Origin of the sequence: Bifidobacterium animalis subsp. animalis ATCC 25527, from assembly GCF_000260715.1 — a bacterium.
GTDB classification, from domain to species: Bacteria; Actinomycetota; Actinomycetes; order Actinomycetales; family Bifidobacteriaceae; genus Bifidobacterium; species Bifidobacterium animalis.
In genome coordinates this window covers 1,333,532-1,358,932 of the sequence record NC_017834.1, presented here as the reverse complement: position 1 = coordinate 1,358,932, position 25,401 = coordinate 1,333,532, and the positions used below count along the sequence as shown (strand labels likewise).

The following is a 25,401-nucleotide window of genomic DNA, read 5'->3' as shown; positions in this document are numbered from 1 at the left end:
CAATCTACTCGGCGCATTACACTGATATGCAGTGAGTGAACGCGGCGTTTGCATGGGGCAAATGCGGGCGCTCTTGTGTTATTGAACTGGTAAAGTGAACGATATGCCTACCGATCTGCTTGGACGTGAATACGAGACCTTCCCGGTGCCGGAACCATTGCGGCAGCATGGTCCCGCACGGGTCATTGCCATGTGCAATCAGAAGGGCGGCGTAGGCAAGACCACGAGTTCGATCAACATAGCCGGCGCGCTCGCTCAGTACGGCAGGCGCGTGCTCATCGTGGACTTCGACCCGCAAGGGGCGGCCACGGTGGGTCTGGGCATCAATGCGAACGCACTTGAGAACACGATTTACACGGCGTTGTTCAATCCGCGTATGGATGTGCATGAGGTGATTCAGCATACCAAATTCGATGGGCTCGACATCATTCCGGCGAACATAGACCTTTCCGCGGCCGAGGTGCAGCTGGTCACCGAGGTGGGGCGCGAGCAGATCCTCGCTTCAGTGCTCCGGCCGATCATCAACGAATACGATGCGATCATTATTGACTGCCAGCCTTCGCTTGGCCTGCTCACCGTGAACGCGCTGACGGCAGCCGACGGCGTGATCATTCCCGTCGCCGCCGAGTTCTTCGCATTGCGCGGTGTGGCGCTGCTTATGCAGTCCATTGAGAAGGTGCAGTCGCGCATCAATCCGTCGCTGGAGATCTACGGCGTGCTCGTCACGATGTTCACGCGCACGCTGCACAGCGACGAGGTGCTGCAGCGCATTTACGAGGCGTTCGGCGACAAGGTGTTCCACTCGGTGATCTCGCGTTCGATCAAGCTGCCCGACGCCAACGTGGCCGCCGCGCCGATCACGTTCTTCGCGCACAACCACAAGACGGCGAAGGAGTACCGTGAGGTCGCCCGCGAGATGATCTACCGCGACATCGTCGCCTGATTCCACTCTCCTTCCCCTCCACTTTTCTTCATTGCCCGCGGGATTGTATGGGCAAACGGTGTTCCACCATGTGGGCACATATTAATAGTCATGGTGACTATTAATGCTACGCTTGGGGTGGATGCAACCGGGCATGCTGCCATGCCGCACGGATGCACGCGAGGCAGACGAATCCGATAGGAGAGGTATGGGGTACGGCAATGTGAGCGAACGGAGATCCGCCCCGCCGCAGATTGGCGTCACCTCGGTGATTCTGGCGTTGGAATCGGAGGCGCACGGGCATGCGCGCTGCCGACTCTGGCTCCCGCTCGTCCAGCGCACCCGCGAACCCTTCAAGGGAATGTGGGCGCTGCCGGGAGGGCAGTTGCAGGCGAACCGTTCGCTTGAGGAATCCGCTTTCGCCACGCTGGCCTCCACCACCGACCTGCACCCGACCTACTTGGAGCAGCTGTACACATTCGGGGATCCAATGCGCTCGAGCAACGGCATTCCCATGGTGTCGGTGTGCTACTGGGCGCTGCTTGACCATACCGATCTCGGCGCAGAGCTTGGCACGGCGGCCAATGCGCACAACGTGCGTTGGTTCCCGGTGGACGATCTGCCTGAACTGGCCTTCGACCACACCACAATCGTGGAGTATGCGCTGTGGCGTCTGCGTCACCGCATGGATGCGCCGAATGTGGTACGGCAGCTGATTGCCGAGCCGTTCACGCTTGGCCAGTTGCGCGATGTGGTGGAGGCGGTGCTGGGTGAGGAGCTCGATCTGGCGAATTTCCGCCGCAAGATGCTCGCCTCGCACACGTTGGAAGACACCGGCGAGGTGGCACGGGAGGGCCGCAGACGGCCTGCCGCGCTGTATCGCTTTGCCGACCATGCCGAGGAGGAGGGCTTTGCCTTCTTCGCCGAGCATGCCAGCGGGAACCTGCATGGTGCTCGCGGCACGCTGCAGGTAGATTCGCCTGACGACGTGCTTTCCGCCCTCATGCCGCATGCATAGGCATCGCATCCAACACAGAATAGAGCAACGAGAACACCGAGAGAAGAAACCGGGGGAGTGCTATGACCACCGCAGAACTGGGCCTCGGCGCCGCAACGCCGATCGACGGCCCCTCACCCGAGCGCGAGCCGCTTGCCAATGCCGAAGCGACCACGCTCACACGCAACGAACGACTCGACCGCCTGCCGTTCAACAAGGCGCATCGCAAACTGCTCATGGCGTCGGGCATCGGCTGGGCCTTCGACGCCATGGATGTGGGCCTGGTGTCGTTCGTCGTCACCGCCATCGCCGCCGACCCGCATTTCAACCTTGACGCCACGCAGAAGTCATGGGTGTTGTCGATTGGCTTCATTGGCATGGCCATCGGCGCCGCGTTGGGCGGTTTCCTCGCCGACAAGTTCGGCCGCAAGACGGTGTTCACCGCCACAATGATCGTGTTCGGACTCGCCAACGGTGCCATGGCATTCTCGTGGACGCTGCTCGCGCTCTTGGCGGCACGCTTCGTGATCGGCCTCGGTCTGGGCGCCGAACTGCCGGTCGCCTCCACGCTCGTCTCCGAATTCTCGCCGACCAAGCAGCGCGGCCGCATCACGGTGCTGCTCGAATCGTTCTGGGCGGTAGGCTGGATTCTCGCCGCGATGATCGGCTATTTCGTGATTCCGAACACCGGCGACTGGGGTTGGCGTTGGGCGTTGCTCATCGGCGCCATCCCGCTGCTCTATGCGATCGTCGCGCGCCGCCACCTGCCCGAATCCGTGCGCTTCCTCGAGGCCCGTGGCGACAACGAGCGCGCAGAGGCCTCCGTGCGCTACTTCGAACAGGCCTCGGGTGTCGCCGCCGTGCCATCGAAACCCGCCAAGAAACTGGGTAGGATTCGCATGCGCGAACTCGTCGGCCGCAAATACCTCGGCATCACGCTGGCGATCTGGGCCACCTGGTTCTTCGTCAACTTCTCGTACTACGGCGCGTTCACCTGGATGCCGTCGCTGCTTGCAGACCAGTTCGGCTCGCTTACGAAGTCGTTCGGCTACACGCTCGCCATTTCGATCGCGCAGCTGCCCGGCTACTTCCTCGCCGCATTCCTCGTGGAACGTTGGGGCCGGCGCAAGACGCTGAGCGTGTTCCTCGCCGTCTCCGCGCTCGCCGCGTTCCTGTTCTCGCAATCCGCAACGGTGGCGCAGGTGCTGTGCTTCGGCATGCTGCTCTCCGCCTCCAACCTGGGTGCGTGGGGTGTGATGTATGCGGTGACGCCGGAGATCTACCCGACCCGCATGCGTTCCACCGCAGCCGGTGCAGCCGCCGCCGTGGGCCGTATCGCCGCCATCGTGGCGCCGCTGCTCGTGCCGTGGTTCCTCACGATGTCCGGCGGCAACAAGTCCGTCGCCTTCATCGTCTTCGCTGTCGCCTTCGTGCTCGCCTGCGTCGCCGCGCTGTTCCTGCCCGAGCGTACCGGTGAATCCCTGGAGGATTAATCTGCAGACTTTGATCGTTCCTTGCAGACTGCGTCCGCTGAACGACCATAGTTCATGCCAACTTTGGTCGTTTACTGAACGCCTCGTTTACTGAACTACCGAAATCTGGCTCAGTATGGTCGTTTACCTAACAACAATGTGGGTAAACGACCTTTTTTATCTCTACTATGGTCGTTCTATGAACAGATTGCCCGCTCAACGACCATATATGCCGAGCTCAGTCGTCGACGTGCAGACAGACTGGTGAAAGATATGCCGAGCCACTCCTCAGGCGAGATAGGACGAATAATTATACACCGCTGTCACACTGCGAGAGTACGATTGCGATGGTTTGCGAGTCAACGCAACACCTATACGTATGCCTGAGTGTGAATCACATCATAGGAATAATCAAGAGAGGCTTTGAATGGCTGTTCGCGGCGATATTCGAAATGTTGCAATCGTAGCTCACGTCGACCATGGAAAGACCACGCTGGTCAACGCCATGCTTCAGCAGTCCCATGTGTTCAACGAGCGCGAGGAAGTGCCGGACCGCGTCATGGACTCCAACGATCTGGAGCGCGAGAAGGGCATCACCATTCTCGCAAAGAACACGGCCGTCGAGTACACCGGCCCGCTCGCCGAGAAATACGGTCACCCGGAGGGCATCACGATCAACGTCATCGACACGCCCGGCCACGCCGATTTCGGCGGCGAGGTGGAGCGCGGCATCTCGATGGTCGACGGCGTCGTGCTGCTCGTCGATGCCTCGGAGGGCCCGCTGCCACAGACCCGTTTCGTGCTGCGCAAGGCGCTCGAGGCCAAGCTGCCGGTCATCCTGTGCGTGAACAAGGTGGATCGTCCCGACGCTCGCATCGAAGAGGTCGTGGGCGAGGCCTCCGATCTGCTGCTTGGCTTGGCGCAGGATGTGATCGAGGAGGGTGTGGACCTCGACCTCGACTCGCTGCTCGACCTACCGGTGATCTACTGCGCCGCCAAGGTGGGCTATGCCTCCGAGAACCAGCCGGTCGATGGCCAGTTGCCCGACAACGACAATCTGGAACCGTTGTTCGACGCGATCATCAAGAACATCCCGGCCCCCGAATACGAGCCGGGCGCACCACTGCAGGCCCATGTGGCGAACATTGACTCCTCCGACTTCCTCGGTCGTCTCGGTCTCGTGCGCATCTACAACGGCACGCTCGAGAAGGGCAAGACCTACGGCCTGTCGCGCGTGGACGGCTCCATCGAGAACTTCCGCGTCTCCGAGTTGCTGCGCACTCAGGGTCTCGACCGTCTGCCGGTCGAGTCCGCCGGTCCCGGCGACATCGTGGCTGTCGCGGGCGTCAACGACATCATGATTGGCGAGACGATCGTTGACCCGAACGACCCGCGCCCGCTGCCGCTCATCCACGTCGACGACCCGGCCATCTCGATGACCTTCGGCACCAACGACTCCCCGTTGGCCGGCACCGAGGGCAAGGACCACAAGCTCACCGCCCGCATGATCAAGGACCGTCTCGACCGCGAGCTCATTGGCAACGTGTCGATCAAGGTGCTGCCCACCGACCGCCCGGACGCCTGGGAGGTGCAGGGCCGCGGCGAACTGGCGCTGGCCGTGCTCGCCGAGCAGATGCGCCGCGAAGGCTTCGAGCTCACCGTCGGGCGCCCGCAGGTGGTCACCAAGACCATCGATGGCCAGCTGTGCGAGCCAATGGAGAACACGACAATCGACGTGCCGGAGGAGTACATGGGCACCGTCACGCAGCTCATGGCCGCTCGCAAGGGCCGCATGGACTCGATGTCGAACCACGGTTCCGGCTGGGTGCGCCTGCAGTTCACCGTGCCGTCGCGTGGCCTCATCGGCTTCCGCACCGCACTGCTGTCATCCACCCGTGGCACCGGCATCTCGTCTTCCATCGCGGCCGGCTATGCGCCATGGACTGGCGAGATCGTGACCCGCCAGAACGGTTCCATGGTCTCCGACCGCCAGGGCGTGGCCACGCCATACGCCATGCAGCGTCTGCAGGCCCGCGGCAACTTCTTCGTGGAACCGCAGTCGCCGGTGTATGAGGGGCAGGTCGTCGGCATCAACAACAAGCCGGACGAGCTCGACGTGAACATCACGCTCGCCAAGCACATGACGAACATGCGTTCCTCCACCGCCGATGTGCTCGAGACGCTCACCCCGCCGATCAAGATGAGTCTGGAGGAGTCGCTCGACTTCGCGAACGAGGATGAGTGCGTGGAGGTCACGCCCGAATCGATCCGTGTACGCAAGATCATCCTTGGCCGTGAAGATTGGTACAAGTGGCGCGCCAAGCAGCGCCGCGCCAACGCGCAGCAGAACAACAAGTGATGCCGGCGACGCGCATGTGATCGGAATGGAGGGCGGTGCAAGCCGCCCTCCTTCGTATATGCATATATGTGCGTGCTCTGAAATCCCGCGGGACGCCTACGATAGAGCCATGAGCCAGAACACGAACGTCACCGAATACGTCACGGCGGGCGATGATGCGCAGGAATCCGCGCTGCCATGGAGTTACAGGCAGCGGCCGTGGCTGCGTTACCTCATCGATGTGGTCAGTGGCGCGGCGCTCGGCATCGTGGGAACATTTGCGCACCGCATGGGTGCCGCACAGAACATCCCATACGGCTTGGTGCTGGCGTTGCTGCTCGTGGCGCTCGGTGCATGGAGTGCGCGCAGCAGGGATGGCGTGGCCGGCTTCGCATTGTATTTCATCGCCAGCACCACGGTGTTGTATTTCCTGGCACTGCGTTCGGGCGACGTACTCATCGCTGCCGGATTCGCCTCTGATTCGCTGCCATTCTGGTCGCAGCATGTGGGCTACAGCTGGCTGTTCGGCGTCGTTGTCGTGCAGTTGCTGCTGCTCGTGTTCCCGAGGAGATTCTTCAGCATGCCGACGCGACGTGTGGGCAGACGCAAATCCGAGGATGACTCCGGCACAGACGACTGACGGCAGGTAGGTGAGGGAATCCATGACGCGGCAATCCACACGCATCCATTATCTCGGCCCGCAGGGCTCGTTCACGCATCAGGCGGCCATCGAGTCCGCCGCCGAGGCATCACGTAGACTGCATATAGACGTCGCGGATTTCGAATTCGTCGCCTGCGACACGGTTCCGCAGATCCTGCATGCAGTGGAGCTCGGGCAGGGATGGGGGACCATCGCCTGGGAGAACAATGTCGAGGGATTCGTGGTCCCCAATCTCGACCTCATGATGGACGTCGCCGATGCCGCCGGTTTCCTGCGCGTGGGCGTGAATGTGCGATTCGACGCATTCGTCACCGAGCGCACCTACCGGCATGCGTGCGAACAGTATGCCAGTGAGATCGCCGTCGACGATGCGCAGATTCCAGCCCGCGACAATGCGAATGCCTATGGTTCCGCCGCAACGCCGCCCGCGATTGACGAGCTTGCGATGCGCGATTGCACCGCGGTCTGCGCGCATTCGCACGGACTCGCACAATGCCGGCGATTCGCGCGCGAGCATGGACTGAACCCGGTTCCCGCGGCATCGAATGCCGCCGCCTGCCGCGATCTTCAGGACTTCCAGATTGCATTGGGTCCCTCGATCTGTGCCGACATCTACGGTCTGCACCGCGTGGCGGCCAATGTGGGAGATTTCGAGGGCGCTCGCACCGAGTTCCTCACGATCGCCCCGCGCAGTCAGGTGGTGGAGCGGTTGCGAATCCCACGTAGTGAGCCGCAGACTGAATTCGAATCGGTCATCGCGTTCATTCCGCTGGTGACGGGGCCCGGTGTGCTCGCGAATCTGCTTGACGTGCTGCGCGACGCGCAACTGAACATGGTGAGCCTGATATCGCGGCCGGTCAAGGGACGCGACGGCACCTACAGCTTCCTGGCGACGCTCGACGCGGCACCGTGGGACGAACGGTTCGTGAACGCGCTGGTGGAGATATGCGAGCACGGCGACTGGGTGCGCACGCTGGCGGTCTACCCGCGAGACGAGCGTAACTACCCAACGGTCTCGGAATGGATGCTTCCTGCGGGTGGAGTACGATTCGAAGGTGAACCCCACATGGCGAATTGGCGTGAGAGCGCGGATGTGCGAAAGGAATTGCTGTGGTAGAGCGGGATATGCACGAGGAGACGATCAAGCAGTGGGATCGCGACAACGCCGGCGAACCCCAAATCGCACCGGAGGGCATCGAATGCCCCAAGCATGTCGCTATAGTGGGCCTCGGGCTCATCGGGGGCTCGCTGGCACGCCGTCTGCGTGAGTCCGGCTGCCATGTGAGTGCATGGAATCATCGCGACCATCCGTATGCGAATGCGCGGGCGGCCGGCATCGACTGCAAGGACACGCTTGAGGAGCTGGTGGCGGAGGAGCCGGATGTGCTCATGCTGTGCAATCCGCTCGTGGCGATGCCGCAGGTGCTGCAGACGATCAAACCGATTATCAATCCACAGAAGACCACGCTGTCCGACGTCGGTTCGGTGAAGGGGCCCGTGCACACACAGGTGAGCGAAGTCGGGCTGCTCGACTGCTACGTGGGAGCGCATCCGATGGCCGGCAACGAGCATTCCGGCTGGGTGTCCGCAGACCCCACGCTGTTCAATGACGCACTGTGGGCGGTCACGTTCGGTCCGCAGACGCAGTACCGGAGGGTCGTGCAAATCGCCGGCATGATCACACGCGGGGTGCGCAACACGATGATCGTGATTGACGATGTAACCCATGACTGCGAGGCGTCGCTCATCTCGCATATGCCGCATGTGCTGTCCACGGCGCTCATCAACGAGATGACGAGTGATACAAACAACGCCATCGCCTCGGCACTCTCGGCCGGCTCCTGGCGCGACATGACCCGCGTGGCATTGACCGACCCGGATCGCACGCGTGCCATGGTGATCGAGAACGCGCATAATGTGGAGGAACTGCTGCATCGCATGATCGATCGGCTGAGCGAGTTCGCCGATGCCCTGCATGAGGAAGACGAGACCGAGATTCGCCGTTTCTTCGCCGAGGGACAGCCGTATCGCGACTACAAGGCGCAGACCAATGCGGGGAAGGTGAGCGACAGCACCGAGACCATCTTCCAGTCGCTGCGCATCGACCCTGAGCATTGGCGCGAGCAGCTGCTCAAATCCGCCCAACGGGGTGAGTACATTGTGCGCTTCACCTCCGGGCATCGCCTGATTGCCGAGCAGCGTCCGAGCATTCACGCCTGACGCGTTGCCCGCTGCTCAGCGACGGGCTGCTGGACGCTCTGGCACCGGTTTGAGAATGGCGATGTCGGTCGCCGATATATCCACTTCCTGTGCGGGTCTGCTGCCGTTCGCCGCGGCATCGCGCGTCAGTTGCAGTGTTCTGCCATCCCACGCACGCACATGGCCCACATAGTCGCGGTACTGCAGTCGACCAGTGTACTCGTCGACGCCATCAGTGACGCGCACGACTACACGCGCTCCCACCGGGATTCGTTCCGGCAATCTCATTCGCGCTCCTTCTCGAAAACGATGCCCTCCCAACATGCAACGCTGCGCAGACATCGTGCCATGGCCTTCGGGGAGCGCGTATAACGACTGGGCCCGGCCAATCGTGCGATTGACCGGGCCCAGTCAGCCGGTGTTCGCTGTCACTCGCTGGCGACTGCGTTGAGCACGGGTTGCTTCAGCGCACGCCTTGCCGGCGAGATGCTGGCGATGAGGCCGACGAGGATCGCGACGACGAGGAACAGCACGAGCTGGTCCCACGGGATCGCCAGTGTCGTCATGCCCTGGGACTCATAGGCTATGCGAATTACGACGCCGGCCGCCACACCCACGACGATGCCGACCAGTGTGCCGAACACCGAGAGGATGACCGCCTCGATCGCGAGCATGCCGCGCACCTGGCCATTCGATGTGCCGATTGCGCGCAGCAAGCCGATCTCCTTCGTGCGTTCCGACACATTGAGTGCCAACGTGTTGACGATGCCGAAGATCGCGATGATGATCGACAGCGCGAGCAGTGCGTAGATGATCGAGAGCATCGAATTGATCATCGAACTCATCGACGATTTGAACTCGTCGCGTGTGAGCACTGAGATCGTGTAGAACGGCTTCACGGCCTTCTTCAGGTCTTTGCCTAGCTGCTCGACATTTGCACCGGGCTTCGCCTGCACGTATATCTGCGTGACCATCATCATGTCTTTGCTCGTGAGCCTCTCCGCAGTCGGCAGCGAGATTATGATGCCGTCGGAGTACAGAGCGTCATCAACGATTGCACCGATTTTAACCTGCTCCTTCTTCGTCTCGGTCTTCATCCTGACGAACTGCTTCGGGTCGGTATTCTGCGCCTGCTTGACGATGCTCTCCGCCTCCTTCGCTTTGCTCTGAGCGCCGGAGACGTCGCCTGAGGAGGCAAGCCGCTGCGCTTCCTGCTGCAGTGCCGTCGCCTGGGATTCGATCTGCTTCTGGTAGGCTTCGGCTGCCTGATTCGTGGCCTGTTCGTCGACCGATGTGTTCTCGGACTTGAGATCAATCGTGCCACCGATTTTCCAGTGCTTATCATTGGCGACGGTACGGCCAATCACGGCCTCACCGTTCTCGATCGCCTTCGCGGCATCGCCATCCTGTCGTTCGACCGGTGCGATCTTCGTGAACAGATCGACCTTGCTCGTGGTCGGCATGATGGTCTTCGTGGCGTTCGTCACCTTCACCGTGGGCAGCATGGAGACGGCCGACGAGGCACCCACGCCTTCCGTGTCCTCGACCGCGTCGACGGCCTTCGAGGAGATCGGCTGCGTCATGCTCGCCGTCATCGCCACATAGTCCGCGTTCACGTTGTTGTCGACGAGGTCGCTCACCGAGGTCTTCATCGACGACGCGACGACACCGAGGCAGCTGACGATCGCGACGCCGATGAACAGCGCGGCCGCCGTGTTCGCGGTGCGCCGCTTCGCGCGCCCGATGTTGCGCGTCGCGAGTTTGCCGGTGACCGGGAACATCTTTGACGGAATCCAGCCGAGCACCTTTGCGGCCGGTGCGACGAACGCCGGCGCGCAGACGATCGCGCCGATGACGACGAATCCGGCACCAAGGCCGAGCGTCCAGCCGGGTCCGAGATCCCTGAGCCACTGCCAATCCGCGCGCTTGGCGGCGCCGAGATAGCACAGCACCCACCATGCAGCACCGACGGCCACCATCACGATGCCGATCCAGCCGCGGGCCTTCACCGGCTTCTCCGGGTTGACCGTCTCGTTCATCGCTTGGATCGGCGGCGCGGTCGCCGCGGTTTTCGCCGGCAGTGTCGCTCCGATGATCGTCACGACGACACCGACGATGACGCCGATGATGACATCGGTCGCCGATGGTGCGGGCGAGCCGGACAGCGGCATGCCGCTGCTTGTCATGCCCTTCGCGATCAATTCGAGCAGACCCCAGCCGAGCAAGACGCCGATGCCGGAGCCGACTAGGCCTAGGATGACGGCCTGCACGAGCACGCTTGCGAACACCTGCAGCGGCGAGGCGCCGACCGAGCGCAGCAGCGCATAGCCGCGCATCGATTCGCGCACGATCATCGTGAACGTGTTCGCGATGATGAACGCGCCGACGAACAATGCGATCGCCGCGAAGATCAGAATCAACGGCTGGATGAAGCCGAGCTGGTCCTGAATGCTCTTCGTCGCATCGTCGCGCACCGAGTCGCCTGTCACAGCGTGCGCGTCGACGCTTTTCGGCAGCTCCTGGTTGATGCGGTCGGCAAGCTGCTGCTGGGCCGCCTCATCGAGTGGTGTCGTCTTGCTGCCGTAGACGCCGATGGACTGGACGCTCGATGTATCTTCGTTCTCCTGCTGCAGTGTATGCTCGACGAAGCCGGGTCGAGCCAGGATGAGAATCGCGCCCAGCTGTGAGGAATCGGTTGTGAAAACTCCGGAGACCGTCATTTCACGTGCCTCGCCGTCGACAATGAGTTTTGCCTTGTCTCCGGTCTCGAGTCCGGCCTTGTCCGCCGTGTCCTGCAACAGAGCGATTTCGCTGTCGGTCTGCGGGTAACCGCCGGAGACGAAATGGGCGGAACGCCACGGGTCGTGCTCATCGACGCCGATGACAAGCGTCGGGGCGCCGATCGTCGCCATCGCGTCACCGTTATGGTCGAGCAGCACGGCGTTGCTCAGCTGATGCGTCGCATCGGCACTGACAACACCATCGACCTTCTCGATGTCGGGGATGATATCGGTGCTGATCTCGTTGTAGGTGCTGTTGTAGGAGCCGAAGCTGTCTTCCCCGTCCTTCTTCTGTTCGGTCGCGCCGCGCACATAGACGTCGGCATCCGAGTTCGAGCCCATCATCTGCGAGACCTGGTCATTGAGCATCTCACGGAAGCAGAACGAGCCGACGACGAACGCGACGCCGAGCGCGATCGCGATGATCGACATGATGAAGCGGCGGAAATGCGCCTTGGTATCTCGTAATCCAATACGGAACATCGGAGGCTCAGACCTCCTTGGCGTCCGCGGATTCAACCTCGACCGGGCCGTTGTCCGGATCGTCGTGCTCCGCGAAGACGGCGAGAATGTCGTCGTAGGTCGGGTGGTCCATGTCCTGCGTGATCGAACCGTCCGAAAGCACGAGCACGCGGTCGGCGAAGCTCGCGGCACGCGGGTCGTGCGTCACCATGACGATCGACTGGCCATAGTCCTGCACACATTGGCGCAGGAAGCCGAGCACCTCGCGGCTTGAGCGCGAATCGAGATTGCCGGTGGGTTCATCGGCGAAGATGACACTCGGACGTTCCATTATGGCGCGGGCGCAGGCCACACGCTGCTGCTGGCCGCCGGAGAGCTGGCTGGGGCGGTGGTCGAGACGGTTGCCGAGGCCCACGACGCCGACGACCTTGTTGAACCAGTCGCGGTCGATGGGGCGGTGCGCGATCTGCAGCGGTAGCAGAATGTTCTCCTCGGCCGTCAACGTGGGCACGAGGTTGAAGGACTGGAAGATGAAGCCGATCTCTTTGCGCCGCAGTTGGGTGAGCTGCTTCTGCTTCATTGACGAGACCTCGAGGTCTTCGACGAACACCTGTCCGCTCGTCGGCACGTCCAATCCGGCCATGCAGTGCATGAGTGTCGACTTGCCGGATCCGGACGGCCCCATGATCGCGGTGAGCTCGCCGCGCTGGAATTCGACGCTGACATGGTTGAGCGCCGTCACCTGGCTGTCCGTATCGCCGTAGGTCTTGACCAGATCGACTGCGCGGGCGACGACCGGGTCGTCAGGATTCGTGACTGTGCGGGCTTGTTTGCTCATGGAAACCTTTCCTCCGGGCACGCGTCGCTCGGTATTCGATGGGTGGGATGCGCCAATCTGCGTATGCGTATGGCATGGCGCGATATTCGCCCCGCGAAATAGCGCGGGCTCCTTCATCTTCACTGCACGGCCGTCGCTTCCATCTGTATGCGTATGTATATGGTCATGGACGGGTCGTTTGCACAGACCACAGTACCGGAAACGGGGTATGCTGGATCGCACAATCTCACGAGATGGAAGGTGCCATGGATGCGCAAGTGCTGATGGAGCGGTTCATCGAATATCTGCGCTCCAACCGGGGACTCAGCGAGCACACCTGCATGGCGTACCGCGGCGATATTCTGCAGTGCCTGGAAACGCTCGATGCCCTCGGCCGCGGGAATCCCGACGATGTCACGCTCGACGACCTGCGCATGTGGATGGGGCGTATGGCGCATACCGTGGGCAAGACGTCGCTCGCCCGCAAAACGATAGCCGTCCGTGGTTTCTTCACTTGGGCCTATGAGCATGGGATGCTCGCCCACAACCCGGCGCATGCAGTGCGTACGCCGAAGATCGACAGGAATCTGCCGGCCGTGCTGAATGAGGACCAGGCCGAACGGCTGATGGACACCGTGGATGCCGAGGCGGGGGAGAGGGGCTCGGGCAAGTCGAAGGACGACGCCCTGAAGGCTCATGCGAGGGCGCTCCGTGACTGCGCGATGATTGAATTGCTGTATGCCACGGGCATGCGTGTAGGTGAACTGGTGGGATTGGACATGGGCTCATTCGATTGGTCGAACCGCACGGTGCGTGTGCTCGGCAAGGGGAACAAGACGCGCGTCATTCCGTTCGGCATGCCTGCGCAACAGGCAGTCGAGCACTGGCTGCACGGGGGCAGGCCGGTATTCGCGAATGGGCACAGCAGCAACGCGGTGTTCATTGGCGTACGTGGGCGCCGCATCGACCAGCGTGTGGTGCGTCAGGTGGTGCATGAGCAGGCCGAGCAGTCGGGAGTTCCCGACATCTCGCCGCATGCGTTGCGCCATTCCGCCGCCACCCATATGCTCGACGGCGGTGCGGATCTGCGTGAAGTGCAGGAGATGCTCGGCCATTCCTCGTTGCAGACCACGCAGCGGTATACGCATGTCTCGATCGAGCAGCTCAAGGATCGCTATAGGCAGGCTTTCCCACGCGCATAAGACGCATTGATCCAGACCGTTGGTGCTGACAGTTAACACATCGGTAACAATGCCACGGCCTTCATTCCTCGTGAATCGGCGAAGGACTCTCGGCAAAAGCACATATTGCAACGTATTCGCAAATGGGATGCATTGATGGAATGAATCTGCTGCGGATTTTGATTTGACGGGAGGTATGGCAATAATGATTGGTAATCAGCAACGGGGTTGAGGGTTCCACCTTCAGCCCCGCTGCTATTAGGCGAGTATTCGTCTGCATATGAATAGGAGATACCATGAAGAAGAAGACACTCGGCCTCATCGCCGGCATCTGCTCACTGGGCATGATGCTGAGCCTGAGCGCCTGTGGTTCCAACGGTGGCAGCTCGGCCAAGGGCTCCGGCGACAACATCATCACCGCATACAACTCCGAGCCGCAGAACGCGCTGATCCCGGGCGACACCAATGAGACCGGCGGCGGCAAGGTGGGCCAGCTGCTGTTCGCCAACCTCATCGCCTTCAACGCCAAGGGTGAGGCGGAGAACGAGGTCGCCGACTCGATCAAGCCGAATGCCGACTCCACCCAGTATACGATCACGCTCAAGGACGGCTGGAAGTTCACCGACGGCACGCCGGTCACCGCCGAGTCGTTCACCAAGGCATGGAGCTATGTGGCCAATGCAAAGAACGCCCAGAAGTGCTCCTCCTTCTTCAGCTCGATCAAGGGCTACGACAAGCTGCAGGATGCCAACTCCCTCAAGGGTGACGAGCAGCTCGAAGGCCTGAAGGTCAAGGACGACAAGACCTTCACCGTCGACCTCAACGCGCCTGATTCGGTGTTCCCGGTCAAGATCGGCTACCTGGCCTTCGCGCCGCTGCCGGAATCGTTCTACAAGGACCCGAAGGCCTTCGGCGAGAAGCCGGTGGGCAACGGCATGTACAAGCTCGACAGCTGGGATCACGGCAAGCAGATCGTGCTTTCCAAGAACGCCGACTACAAGGGCTCTCAGAAGGTCGCCAACAACGGCGTCACCTTCAAGATCTACACCTCCCCGGACTCGGCATATGCCGATGTGCAGGCGGGCAACCTCGATGTGATGGACACCGTCCCGGCCTCCAACACGAAGACCTTCCAGAGCGACCCGGATGTTGAGCCTTACAACAAGGCCGGCTCCGTGATCCAGACCTTCACCATCCCGGCGGACCTCGACCACTGGAAGACCAGCACCGAGGAAGGCCAGCTGCGCCGTCAGGCCCTCTCCATGGCCATCAACCGTGAGCAGATCGTCGAGAAAGTGCTCAATGGCATCGGCACTGTGGCCACCGACTTCACCGCACCGGTGATCCCGGGCTATTCGAAGGATCTCAAGGGCTCCGACAACCTCAAGTACAACCCGACCAAGGCGAAGGAGCTGTGGGCGAAGGCTGACGCGATCTCGAAGTACGACGGCAAGCTCACGTTCTCGTTCAACGCCGATGGCGGCGCCCAGCCGATCTACGAGGCCGTGGTGAACCAGGTGAACAACACGCTCGGCATCCAGGCCTCGATCAACCCGATGCCGACCTTCCAGGAGTTCCGCGACGCCGTTTCGAACCGTACGATCAAGGGTGCCTTCCGCACCGGTTGGCAGCCTGACTACCCGTCGGCTGAGAACTACCTGTACCAGCTCTACGACACCGCTGCGGCGAATGGTCACGGCTCCAACGACGGCGACTACTCGAACAAGGACGTCGACAAGCTCCTCGATCAGGCCGCCTCGTCGACCGATCAGGAGAAGGCCATCAAGTACTACCACGATGCCGAGGAGATTCTGCTCGAGCAGCTTCCGGCGTTCCCGCTGTACTACTCCAATGCGGACGGCGTGGCAGCCAAGGGTGTCAAGAACTTCCAGATGGATTGGCAGAACCAGCCCATCTATCAAGTGATGTCCAAGTGATGCTCAATTTGTTCACAACTGCGTGAGCGGATGAGCCATCATCCCCGAGAAGAGGGCGAAACCAATGGTTTCGCCCTCTTCTCGTATTTTGGTTGCAGGCAGAAGGCCACTGTGATTTAAGTGGCGGGCCACACTCCCACAGCCCATGCGGGGCATCTTCTTCTCGGCGTAAGTCAACGCATGCGGTAAACTAGGCTCGAACTGAATAACCGATGCAACCGCTGGCGTGTCGAGCTCGCCGCGTTGCATCGGCTTTGAATTTACAAGGAGAAACCGATGGGCAAGTATCTTCTGCGACGTATTCTGCAGATGATCCCCGTGGTTCTTGGTACAACATTGCTGGTGTATGCGCTTGTATTCGCGCTGCCAGGCGATCCAGTCAAGGCGATGTTCGGCGACAAGCCAGTCAATGAGGCGGTCGCAGCCCAGATCCGCAGTGAATACAATTTGGACAAACCATTCATTGTTCAGTATTTGTTGTTCTTGAAGAACGCGTTGTCGCTGAACTTCGGCAACACATTCGCAGGTCAGCCAGTGATCGACGAGATAAGCCGGGCGTTCCCGGTCACCTTGAAGCTCGCCATCATGGCGTTCTGCTTCGAGGCAATCTTCGGTTGCGTGTTCGGTGCAATCTCGGGCCTCAAGAAAGGCAAGTGGTACGATTCGGTCATCCTCATCGTCTCGCTGCTGCTCATCTCGGTGCCGACCTTCGTCACAGGCTTCGTCGGACAGTACTTCCTTGGCGTCAAGGGACACATCTTCCCGGTCACCGCGGGCGCAGACCCTGGCTTCTTCGACCTGCTGCTGCCGGCCATGGTGCTCGGGTCGGTTTCCATGGCATACATCATTCGCCTGGCCCGTTCCGAGATCTCGTCGAATATCGCACAGGACTACGTGCGCACCGCCCGTGCCAAGGGCATGAGCAACACCGCGGTCACGTTCCGTCACATTCTGCGCAATTCGATGATCCCGGTGGTCACCTACCTGGGTCAGGATCTCGGCGCACTGATGGGCGGTGCCATGATCACCGAGCAGATCTTCAACATTCACGGCATCGGCTATCTCACCTACCAGAGCATCCTCAAGGGCGAGGCGAATCTCGTGGTGTCGGTGGTCACGTTGCTCACGCTCGTGTTCGTGATCTGCAATCTCATTGTCGATATGCTCTACGCGGCGCTTGACCCGCGCATCCGCTATGTGTGAAGGAGGGAGGGACATGACTGACATCACCAACAAACCGTTGCCTGGGCAGGAGCGCTTTGTCGCCCCCCTGGATGAGACCCCGCTGCTTTCGGTGGACAATGTGGATGAATCCGCACCGGCCACGAGCATGTGGGCCGATGCGTGGCGTACGTTGCGCAAGAACCCGATGTTCATCATCTCGGGAATCGTGATCCTGTTCATCCTGTTCGTTGCGATCTTCCCGGGGGTGTTCACCAGGACGAACCCGAATTACTGCAATCTCGAGAATTCCCTCGACGGCTCCCAGCCGGGCCACCCCTTCGGCTTCGACCTGCAGGGCTGCGATGTCTACGCCCGCGTGGTCTACGGTGCGCGCACCTCGATCAGCGTCGGCGTGCTCACCACGATCATCGTCGTCGCCGTCGGCACACTCATCGGTGCCATCGCCGGCTTCTTCGGAGGATGGGTCGATGCGGTGCTGAGCCGTCTGGTCGACATCTTCCTCGCCATCCCGATGCTGCTCGGCGCCATCGTCGTGCTGCAGATGTTCCGTACGAGCTCGTCGATCTGGAAGGTCGTGCTCGTGCTGGCGTTGTTCGGATGGGTCTCGACGGCACGTATTGCCCGCGGCGCCGTGCTGAGCTCGAAGAACCTCGAATTCAACACCGCATCCACCGCACTCGGCTCCACGCCGATGCGCAATCTGTTCCGCCATATTCTGCCGAACTCCGTGGCGCCGATCATCGTCATCGGCACTACATCGCTGGGCTCCTACATCGTCTCGGAGGCCACGCTGAGCTTCCTCGGCATCGGTCTGCCGCCGAGCGTGGTGAGCTGGGGCGGTGACATCTCGAAGGCGCAGACCGTGCTGCGCACCGACCCGATGGTGCTGTTCTACCCGTCGCTGGCGTTGGCCATCACCGTGCTCGCGTTCATCATGATGGGCGATGCCGTCAAGGATGCCCTTGATCCGAAGAGCCGTACCGCATGAGCGCACAGGAGACATCGATGACAAACGAGACACAGTCCAACCAGGAGACGATCGAAGAGAAGATCGAAGACATGCAGCGCGAGGTCGGCCCGCTTCTGGAGGTCAAGAACCTCGAGGTTGACTTCACCACCGATGAGGGCAAGCCGATTCACGCCGTGCGTGACAGCTCCTTCAGCGTGTACCCGGGTCAGTGGGTGGCCATTGTGGGCGAATCCGGTTCCGGAAAGTCCACCTCGGCCATGGCATGCCTCGGCCTGCTGCCGGGCACCGGCCATGTGGTCGGTGGTTCGATCAAACTCGAGGGGCAGGAGATCAGCCACTATTCGTCCAAGCAGTTCGCTTCGATTCGCGGTTCGAAGATGGGCTTGGTGCCTCAGGACCCAATGAGCAACCTGAACCCGGTGTACCGCATCGGCACCCAGGTCAAGGAGGCGTTGACGGCCAACCATATGGACGTCGCCCACGAGAAGCGCTCGAACCTGTCGAAGGCATTGGCCCAAGCCGACATCACGATCAAAAGCGAGGGCGATGAGACCTTCCTCGGCTCCAAGGAGCTGCCTGAGCTGCTCGAAGCGGCCGGGCAGGCCCTGGTCAAGGCCGGTGTGGAAGGCGGCAAGTACGAGAAGCGCATGGCGTATTTCCGCGAGGAATGGATGCCGGGTTCCGAAACCCGCTGGCGTGTTGCCGACGACCTCATCAAGAGCGGGGTGAAGGATGACGACGCTTGGTATATCGCCAAGAAATACGTCACCGGTTCCACGATGACCGACCGCATCGCGGGTCTGCTCGATGAAGCAGGTCTGCCCGATGCCGCCACGCGTGCACGCCAGTACCCGCATGAGTTCTCCGGCGGCATGCGACAGCGTGCGCTCATCGCCATCGGCTTGGCCTGCCGTCCCGAGCTGCTCATTGCCGACGAGCCAACCTCCGCCCTTGACGTGACCGTGCAGAAGCGCATTCTCGATCACCTGCAGGAGCTCACGAACTCGCTCGGTACCGCCGTGCTGTTCATCACGCACGATCTCGGCCTGGCCGCCGAACGCGCCCAGCATATCGTCGTGATGTACAAGGGGCAGGTGGTGGAATCCGGCCCCTCGCTCGAAGTGCTTCAGAACCCGCAGCACCCCTATACGAAGCGTTTGGTGGCCGCGGCCCCATCGTTGGCCTCGCAGCGCATCATCTCCGTGGAGGAGAAGGGTGAGGACGCCACCTCGCTCATGGAGCACAAGGTGGACGAAGACAAGCTCGAGCATAGCGATGTGATCATCAACGTCGACCATCTCACCAAGGAATTCAAGCTGCCGCGACGCCGTGAGATGTTCAAGGCCGTCGACGACGTGAGCTTCAAGATTCGTCGTGGCACCACGCTGGCCATTGTGGGCGAGTCCGGTTCCGGCAAGTCCACCGTGGCGAACATGGTGTTGAGGCTGCTCGAGCCGACCTCGGGCAAGGTGCTCTACAACGGTCAGGACATCCAGGAGTTCAAGGGCAAGAGCCTGTTGGATTTCCGCCGTCATGTGCAGCCGGTGTTCCAGAACCCGTATGGCTCACTCGACCCGATGTATTCGATTTACCGTTCCATCGAGGAACCGTTGCGCATCCATAAGATTGGCGACAAGAAGAGCCGCCTCAATCGCGTCAAGGAACTGCTCGACATGGTGGAGTTGCCGGAGTCGGTGATGGCACGGTACCCGAACGAGCTTTCGGGTGGTCAGCGCCAGCGCATCGCCATCGCACGAGCCATGGCGCTCAACCCCGACGTCATCGTCTGCGATGAGGCCGTCTCCGCCCTGGATGTGCTCGTGCAGGATCAGGTGCTGCATCTGCTCAACGACCTGCAGGCCAAGCAGGGGCTCACCTATCTGTTCATCACGCACGATCTCGCCGTGGTGCGCCAGATCGCCGATGACGTGGTCGTGATGCAGCATGGCAAGCTCGTGGAGCATGGCACCACCGACGAGGTGTTCCTGCACCCGCAGCAGCAGTACACCAAGGACCTGCTTGACGCCATCCCGGGCGGCAAGCTCGAGCTCGGTCTCAATCTCGAAGGCAAGGCCTGAGCACTCCTGAACATACACAACGACCCGCTGCACGCATAATCTGCGTGCAGCGGGTCGTTGCCCTATGGGCCTCTGTCTCTTTCTACGCAAACGGGAGTGCGCTACGGTTGTTTGCGTAATCGGGGACAATTTCCTTACCGGAACTGTCTCTTTTTACGCAAGTCTATTCCTCGACATCCTCGGGTTCGTCGAGGGAACCTTCGGAATCATCTGCATCATCGGTATCGGGAACCAGCTTCGTGCCGAGCGGCTGCGTATTGATCGCATAGGCGGCCATATGGTGCGCCTTGCCCACCTTGTGAATCGCGTCCATGATCTCGAATGCCTGCGCGAAGATGATCAGGGAGAAGATCTCGTGCGAGACCTCGCTAGTGAGCACATCGCCGCCGGGCAGATGCCCCAACAGCACGAACACGAAGAACAATGTGGGGTAGATGAGCTGGCGTTGGTAGGTATAGAAGAATTCGCGTTCGGTCAGGTGGTAGATGATGATCGGCACGAGATTCAGGCATGAGAATATGATCTGGATGATCAGCAGCACGCCCACACCCTGATTCATCTTCGTGAAGAACACGGTGGAGAATGCGCCCAGACAGACGATCACATAGATGTTCGCCCCGACGAGATAGGCGAATTGCAGTGTGCGCGTATTCGTGAAGAAGCCGGCGAGGAACACGCAGAACACCGAGATCTCGATGAACACGTCCGCATAGAACTCGCTTTTGTCGAACAGCGAGATGGCGGCGCCGACCACCATGAGCACGGCGAGCGCAATGAAGAGCTTGAATCCGCGGGGCACGGGCAGCTTCGCGGCAGGGGAATCGGTTGGTTTGGTCATATCCACTCCCAGTAATCGAACAGCACGGCGATGGCGGGTGTGGGCATCGCCCAGCTCACACAGTAGTTCGTTGGGAGCGGGACGAGGAGACTTTCATATGTCAGCTTATGTGAAACACCGCATGAAACCCGTTCGCCAGAACCATATGTTGCATGCGCTGGTAGGCTTTAAGCATGACTTTGACAATCACAACCTCGAATCTGAACGGCATCCGTGCGGCCAAACGCAAGGGATTCGACCACTGGGCGAAGGCGCATACGCCGAATGTCTGGTGCATGCAGGAGACACGCGCGCCTCAGGAGATCATCGCCGACATCTACGGCGAGCTCGCGGCGGACTATGTGCATGCTGGCAAGATCGCGTTGCCGGAGGAACTGCACACGCTGGTGGACGTCTGCAGAATCAAGGGGCGCGCCGGCGTGGGCATGATCAGCGACATGCCGGTGCTCGAAACACGCGTGGGATTGCCCGGACTCGAGGAAGATGTGGATTCGGGACGCTGGATTGAGGCAGATGTTCGCACCGAACAGGGGTATGTGATCACCGTCGTGTGCGTGTACGTGCATGCGGGTGGCTTGGTGGACGACCCGAAGGAGGCGCAGAAGTACCGTTTCCTCGACACGATGACCGAGCGCATGCAGCAGTTGCAGGACGAGGCGGCAAGCGGTGGCAGGCAGGCCGTGGTGTGCGGGGACTTCAACATTGCGCATAACCCGATCGATCTGAAGAACCCGAAGTCCAATGAGAACAACAACGGGTATTTCCCCCGCGAGCGCGCCTATATGGACAAGTGGATCGACCAGATGGACTACGTGGATGTGATGCGTGATCTCGCCGGCGACATCCAAGGCCCCTACACCTGGTGGTCGCAGCGCGGGCGTGCCTTCGACAACGATTCCGGATGGCGCTTGGACTACCAATTCGCCACTCCCGAACTGGCCCAGCAGGCGCGCGGCTTTGTAGTGGACCGCGCATCGTCGTACGACAGCCGGTGGTCCGACCACGCGCCGCTGACGATCAGCTACGACGTATGAGAGGCGCAGCGTGCATGGTCGATGTGTGTGGATTGGGCGTGGGATGGCCTGATTTGACGTGCATTGCCAGTGCGCGTGCTAGTGTTGGACACAGCTTATTCACCGATTGGTATACGTCTTGCATGGAGGCATGATGGGCTTGTTTGGATTCGGCAGAAAGAAGAAAAAGCAGCAGGATGACGAGCGCCTGGCCGAGGCGGTGGCCTCGCAGACCGAGGACGTCGCCGTCGAAGACAACGAGGACGACGAGCAGACTGAGGTACTTGAGGGTGCCCGCACCGAGGTCGGTGCCGACTATGAGGGCCGTGGCGAGACGGTCGGCCCGTGGGATGTGGATGACGTGAACGCCCCCGATTACGACGAGTACCTCTCGCTTGGAGCCTACTACCTGCCATTCGTGCAGGGCATCCAATTGCGCATCAAGGCGAACAACGCCACCCACGAGATTGTGGGGGCCACGATGACGATTGGCAATTCGAGCCTGGAGGTCGAGGCCTTCGCCGCCCCGAAGACGATGGGACTGTGGGACGACGTGCGCGAGGACCTGCTGGCATCGAATCCGGAGGCCGAGGCCGTGGACGGCATTTTCGGCACCGAGGTGAAGCTGCCGGTCAAGCTGCCGAATGGCAAGACGGCCCACACCCGCATCGTCGGTGTGGACGGCCCACGGTGGATGCTGAGGGGCATCTTCTCCGGCAAGGCCGCCTCCGACCCCGACGGCACCGAGACGAAGATCCTCAACGATGCCTTCGCCCAGATCGTGGTGGAGCGCGGCGATGAGCCGTTGTCGCCGCGCGACCTCATTCCGATGGCTCGTCCGCTGACGCCGAATGAACGCCGTGCGCTCGCCGCCCAGGAGGAGGATGGCGATCTCACAGGCGATGACCACTCGAAGATCCCCGGCCGTCCGGATGGCCCGTTGTCCACTGATCAGCAAGTGGAGCAGCAGACCACGTTGCGCCGTGGCCCGATGTTCTCCGAAGTGCGCTGAGGGTACCTAGCAACGCCTATTCATCTCATCTATCTGACATTTACAGATCAACACCCACGAACGAGGTCATGAGCAACCAGAACGAGCGACACGCTTCCAACACCCGGCCGGCACGCGCACGAAGCGGCATGGCGGCACTGGCGAATGCGGGGGAGAACGGGGAGTTCTCGGTGATCGCTGCCATAGGTGGTGTACGTGGCGTCGTGGAATCGATGCTTCCGGGACTCCTGTTCGTCGTGCTGTTCATCTGCACGTCCGATCTGCGTATGACGGTCATCGCCTCCGCCGCACTTGCCGTGGTGCAGGTGGTCGTACGCCTCATCCAACGCCAGTCGGTCATGGGCGCGTTGGGTGGTCTCGTCGCCGTCGGCATATGCCTGTTCTGGGCGTGGAAGAGCGGCGAGGCCCGCAACTACTACATGTACGGGTTCATTACGAACGCCGCCTACATTGTGCTGCTGCTCGTCTCGATGGCGGTACGGGTTCCGGGGCTTGGATTCCTCGTGGAGTTCATACGATCGCTGCCCACCGAGCATTTCAAGGCGTGGCTCAACGGCTGGCGCAGCGACAGGGCGCTCTACAAGGCGTACGCCCAGATCACATGGCTGTGGATAGGCCTGTTCGCGTTGCGCCTCATCGTGCAGGTGCCACTGTACCTGACGAATCAGGTGGGGTGGCTCGGCACCACAAGGCTGGTCATGGGCATTCCGTTCTGGGCGCTGGCGATCTGGATCTCCTACCTCATCGTCGCCGACCCATTGCATCGTCACCGCATGCTCGAGAAGGAGCGGGAATCCACAAGTACTGAGGGCGGCGACGCACATCCGACTGCCCAATAGCAGCGGCACATCGACAGTGGGTCATGGGGAGTCCGGCAATACCGGGCTCCCCCGCGTATGTATGGCATGCGGTACTCTTAAGTTCGTTTGGTATTGAGCGGAAAGGCGGAATATGGAAGCCACGGTGGACATCGAGCGATATGCGGATCAGGGTAGGTGCGTGGCGCACATTGACGGCCGAGTGGTCTTCGTGCGGTTCGCGTTGCCCGGCGAACGCGTGCGCATCGAACTCGACGAACCCACGAACCGCAACGACCGGTTCTGGACGGGCGAGGTGGTGGAGGTGCTCGAACCCAGCCCCGATCGCGTGGAGCCGCTATGGCCGTTGGCAGCACCACTTGCGATGGGAGGGGGAGCAGGCGGCGCCGATCTCATCCACGTGTCTTTGGAAGGCCAGGAACGCTGGAAGGAAGCCACCATCAAGGATGTGATGAAGCGCCTCGGCCATGTCGACCTTGACGATGTGCCTGTATATGCGATGCCAGGGGATGAGCAGGCGCATGGTCTTCACTGGCGCACCCGCATCGAGATGGTCACCGACGACGAGGGACGCCCGTCGATGCGCCGCCGGGGCACCCATGTGCGGGTGCCGATCGACACGATGCCACTGGCGACGCGTGCCGTGCTCGAAGTTGCCGAAATGAACGGCGTGTGGGACGGGAATCTGCCGAAGAACGCGCAGATTCGCATCGCCGTGCCCGAACCGCGCGTGGATGCCGAGCAGATTGCGGATTCCGAAGCGTTACGCAAGGCAATCGGCAGAAACTATGCGATCATGGTGGACGGCAAAGTGCGTCACGGCAGCCGCGCGCTCAAGGAAACCATCATGGTGGACGGCAAACCGTTCGAATACACGGTGGATGCCGGCGGATTCTGGCAGATGCACCGCGAGGCGCCGATGGTGCTTCCGCAGTATGTCATCGATCAGATTCGTGAGACGCTCGGCGACCGTGCACCTCGCAACGGGCGCAATCTGGTCATCTGGGACCTCTATTCGGGGTCCGGCCTGTTCACGCTGCCCCTCGCCACACTGCTCGACGACCGCGCCAAGCTCGTGAGCATCGAAGGGGCGAAGGACGCCGTGGCCAACGCGCGCCGGAACCTGAGGAACGCGGGAATCCATACCGTGCAGGCATTGTGCGGCGACGTGCTGCACACGCTCGACAAGGACATCGACCCGCAACGCGCGCACCCGGACATCGTCGTGCTCGACCCGCCGCGTGCCGGTGCGAAGGCCAAGGTGTGCCATAAGATCGCGAACAGCGGCGCGCCGATCGTCGTCTACATTGCATGCGATCCGGCCTCGCTTGCGCGTGACACAGCGACGCTCACCGAGCAGGGGTACCGGATCCACTCCATCGCGGCCTTCGACATCTACCCGCAGACCCACCATGTGGAGACTGTCGCAGTCTTCGTGAAATGAGGGGGAGCGCGTATCTGCCGGCGGTGCCGTGCCGGTGCGGGCTTGTATCCATGGTTCGTCCCGGTCACAGGCACGAATCTGTACTTGCATTCGCTGAGACCTGCTGTTTTCGTCATATCGCTGCACTTTGGCGGTACACGGACGAAAAGATGCCCGTATTTTCGTCGTACTTGCGCCAATCTGCGTTGATTTGGCGAAATAGGACGCCGATATGCGTTGTTCTGTCGCAGATTTGCGTAGATATGACGAAACCGCGCTACGCTATACCTCACGGCAT

The 25,401-nt window shown here is 61.3% G+C and carries 20 protein-coding genes; 16 read left to right on the top strand and 4 right to left on the bottom strand.

The features are described 5' to 3' along the window. Positions 1-103: 103 nt before the first annotated feature. From BANAN_RS05735 to BANAN_RS05705, 7 genes are all read left to right on the top strand, one after another. Entirely contained in the window at positions 104-943 is an 840-nt protein-coding gene (locus BANAN_RS05735) for a ParA family protein (protein WP_004218702.1), read from the top strand. A gap of 187 nt (positions 944-1,130) precedes the next feature. Next, entirely contained in the window at positions 1,131-1,940 is an 810-nt protein-coding gene (locus BANAN_RS05730; protein ID WP_014697974.1) for an NUDIX hydrolase, read from the top strand. Positions 1,941-2,002: 62 nt separating this feature from the next. Next, positions 2,003-3,412 carry an MFS transporter gene (locus tag BANAN_RS05725; protein WP_014697973.1) on the top strand — a complete coding sequence of 470 codons (1,410 nt, stop codon included), beginning with the start codon at positions 2,003-2,005 and terminating at the stop codon, positions 3,410-3,412. Positions 3,413-3,818: 406 nt separating this feature from the next. Continuing rightward, on the top strand, positions 3,819-5,750 hold the full coding sequence (typA, locus tag BANAN_RS05720; protein WP_014697972.1) for a translational GTPase TypA: 1,932 nt from the start codon (positions 3,819-3,821) through the stop codon (positions 5,748-5,750). 109 nt (positions 5,751-5,859) lie between these two features. Continuing rightward, the gene (locus tag BANAN_RS05715; RefSeq protein WP_014697971.1) at positions 5,860-6,369 is read left to right on the top strand and encodes a hypothetical protein; all 510 of its coding nucleotides are present in this window, start codon (positions 5,860-5,862) and stop codon (positions 6,367-6,369) included. A 22-nt stretch (positions 6,370-6,391) separates the two neighbouring features. Continuing rightward, positions 6,392-7,507 carry a prephenate dehydratase gene (locus BANAN_RS05710; RefSeq protein ID WP_014697970.1) on the top strand — a complete coding sequence of 372 codons (1,116 nt, stop codon included), beginning with the start codon at positions 6,392-6,394 and terminating at the stop codon, positions 7,505-7,507. An 8-nt stretch (positions 7,508-7,515) separates the two neighbouring features. Then, positions 7,516-8,610 carry a prephenate dehydrogenase gene (locus BANAN_RS05705; protein ID WP_014697969.1) on the top strand — a complete coding sequence of 365 codons (1,095 nt, stop codon included), beginning with the start codon at positions 7,516-7,518 and terminating at the stop codon, positions 8,608-8,610. Positions 8,611-8,625: 15 nt separating this feature from the next. Here the strand turns inward: BANAN_RS05705 and BANAN_RS05700 are convergent, their stop codons facing one another. The 3 genes from BANAN_RS05700 to BANAN_RS05690 form a co-directional block, all read right to left on the bottom strand. Continuing rightward, positions 8,626-8,877 carry a DUF6725 family protein gene (locus BANAN_RS05700; RefSeq protein WP_014697968.1) on the bottom strand — a complete coding sequence of 84 codons (252 nt, stop codon included), beginning with the start codon at positions 8,875-8,877 and terminating at the stop codon, positions 8,626-8,628. Between the two features lie 140 nt (positions 8,878-9,017). After that, positions 9,018-11,852: an ABC transporter permease gene (locus tag BANAN_RS05695; RefSeq protein WP_014697967.1), complete on the bottom strand. Its 2,835-nt coding sequence runs from the start codon at positions 11,850-11,852 to the stop codon at positions 9,018-9,020. A gap of 7 nt (positions 11,853-11,859) precedes the next feature. Next, entirely contained in the window at positions 11,860-12,669 is an 810-nt protein-coding gene (locus BANAN_RS05690; RefSeq protein ID WP_014697966.1) for an ABC transporter ATP-binding protein, read from the bottom strand. A 245-nt stretch (positions 12,670-12,914) separates the two neighbouring features. Between BANAN_RS05690 and BANAN_RS05685 the strand changes: the two genes are divergently transcribed. The 5 genes from BANAN_RS05685 to BANAN_RS05660 all read left to right on the top strand — a co-directional run bounded on the left by BANAN_RS05685 (position 12,915) and on the right by BANAN_RS05660 (position 19,999). Then, complete coding sequence (locus BANAN_RS05685) at positions 12,915-13,850, top strand: tyrosine recombinase XerC (protein ID WP_014697965.1); 936 nt, start codon at positions 12,915-12,917, stop codon at positions 13,848-13,850. Positions 13,851-14,125: 275 nt separating this feature from the next. Further along, positions 14,126-15,766, top strand: coding sequence for a peptide ABC transporter substrate-binding protein (locus tag BANAN_RS05680; RefSeq protein ID WP_014697964.1), 1,641 nt, complete (start codon positions 14,126-14,128; stop codon positions 15,764-15,766). 276 nt (positions 15,767-16,042) lie between these two features. Further along, a complete protein-coding gene (locus tag BANAN_RS05670; protein WP_014697962.1) occupies positions 16,043-16,969 on the top strand; it encodes an ABC transporter permease in 927 nt (308 codons plus the stop codon). Positions 16,970-16,982: 13 nt separating this feature from the next. Beyond that, complete coding sequence (locus tag BANAN_RS05665) at positions 16,983-17,939, top strand: ABC transporter permease (protein ID WP_004218722.1); 957 nt, start codon at positions 16,983-16,985, stop codon at positions 17,937-17,939. A gap of 17 nt (positions 17,940-17,956) precedes the next feature. After that, positions 17,957-19,999 (top strand): dipeptide ABC transporter ATP-binding protein, encoded by a 2,043-nt coding sequence (locus BANAN_RS05660; protein WP_041777032.1) that lies wholly within the window; start codon positions 17,957-17,959, stop codon positions 19,997-19,999. Between the two features lie 163 nt (positions 20,000-20,162). Here BANAN_RS05660 and BANAN_RS05655 read toward each other — a convergent pair whose 3' ends face one another. Continuing rightward, positions 20,163-20,837 (bottom strand): membrane protein, encoded by a 675-nt coding sequence (locus tag BANAN_RS05655; RefSeq protein ID WP_014697960.1) that lies wholly within the window; start codon positions 20,835-20,837, stop codon positions 20,163-20,165. A 173-nt stretch (positions 20,838-21,010) separates the two neighbouring features. On the opposite strand from BANAN_RS05655, the gene BANAN_RS05650 reads away from it, so the two are divergent. The 4 genes from BANAN_RS05650 (at position 21,011) to BANAN_RS05635 (ending at position 25,124) form a co-directional block, all read left to right on the top strand. Further along, positions 21,011-21,871: an exodeoxyribonuclease III gene (locus BANAN_RS05650; RefSeq protein ID WP_014697959.1), complete on the top strand. Its 861-nt coding sequence runs from the start codon at positions 21,011-21,013 to the stop codon at positions 21,869-21,871. Between the two features lie 133 nt (positions 21,872-22,004). Next, on the top strand, positions 22,005-22,862 hold the full coding sequence (locus BANAN_RS05645; RefSeq protein ID WP_014697958.1) for a DUF3710 domain-containing protein: 858 nt from the start codon (positions 22,005-22,007) through the stop codon (positions 22,860-22,862). Positions 22,863-22,930: 68 nt separating this feature from the next. Beyond that, the gene (locus BANAN_RS05640; RefSeq protein WP_014697957.1) at positions 22,931-23,701 is read left to right on the top strand and encodes a DUF3159 domain-containing protein; all 771 of its coding nucleotides are present in this window, start codon (positions 22,931-22,933) and stop codon (positions 23,699-23,701) included. A 112-nt stretch (positions 23,702-23,813) separates the two neighbouring features. Further along, the gene (locus BANAN_RS05635; RefSeq protein ID WP_014697956.1) at positions 23,814-25,124 is read left to right on the top strand and encodes a class I SAM-dependent RNA methyltransferase; all 1,311 of its coding nucleotides are present in this window, start codon (positions 23,814-23,816) and stop codon (positions 25,122-25,124) included. Positions 25,125-25,401 lie beyond the last annotated feature (277 nt).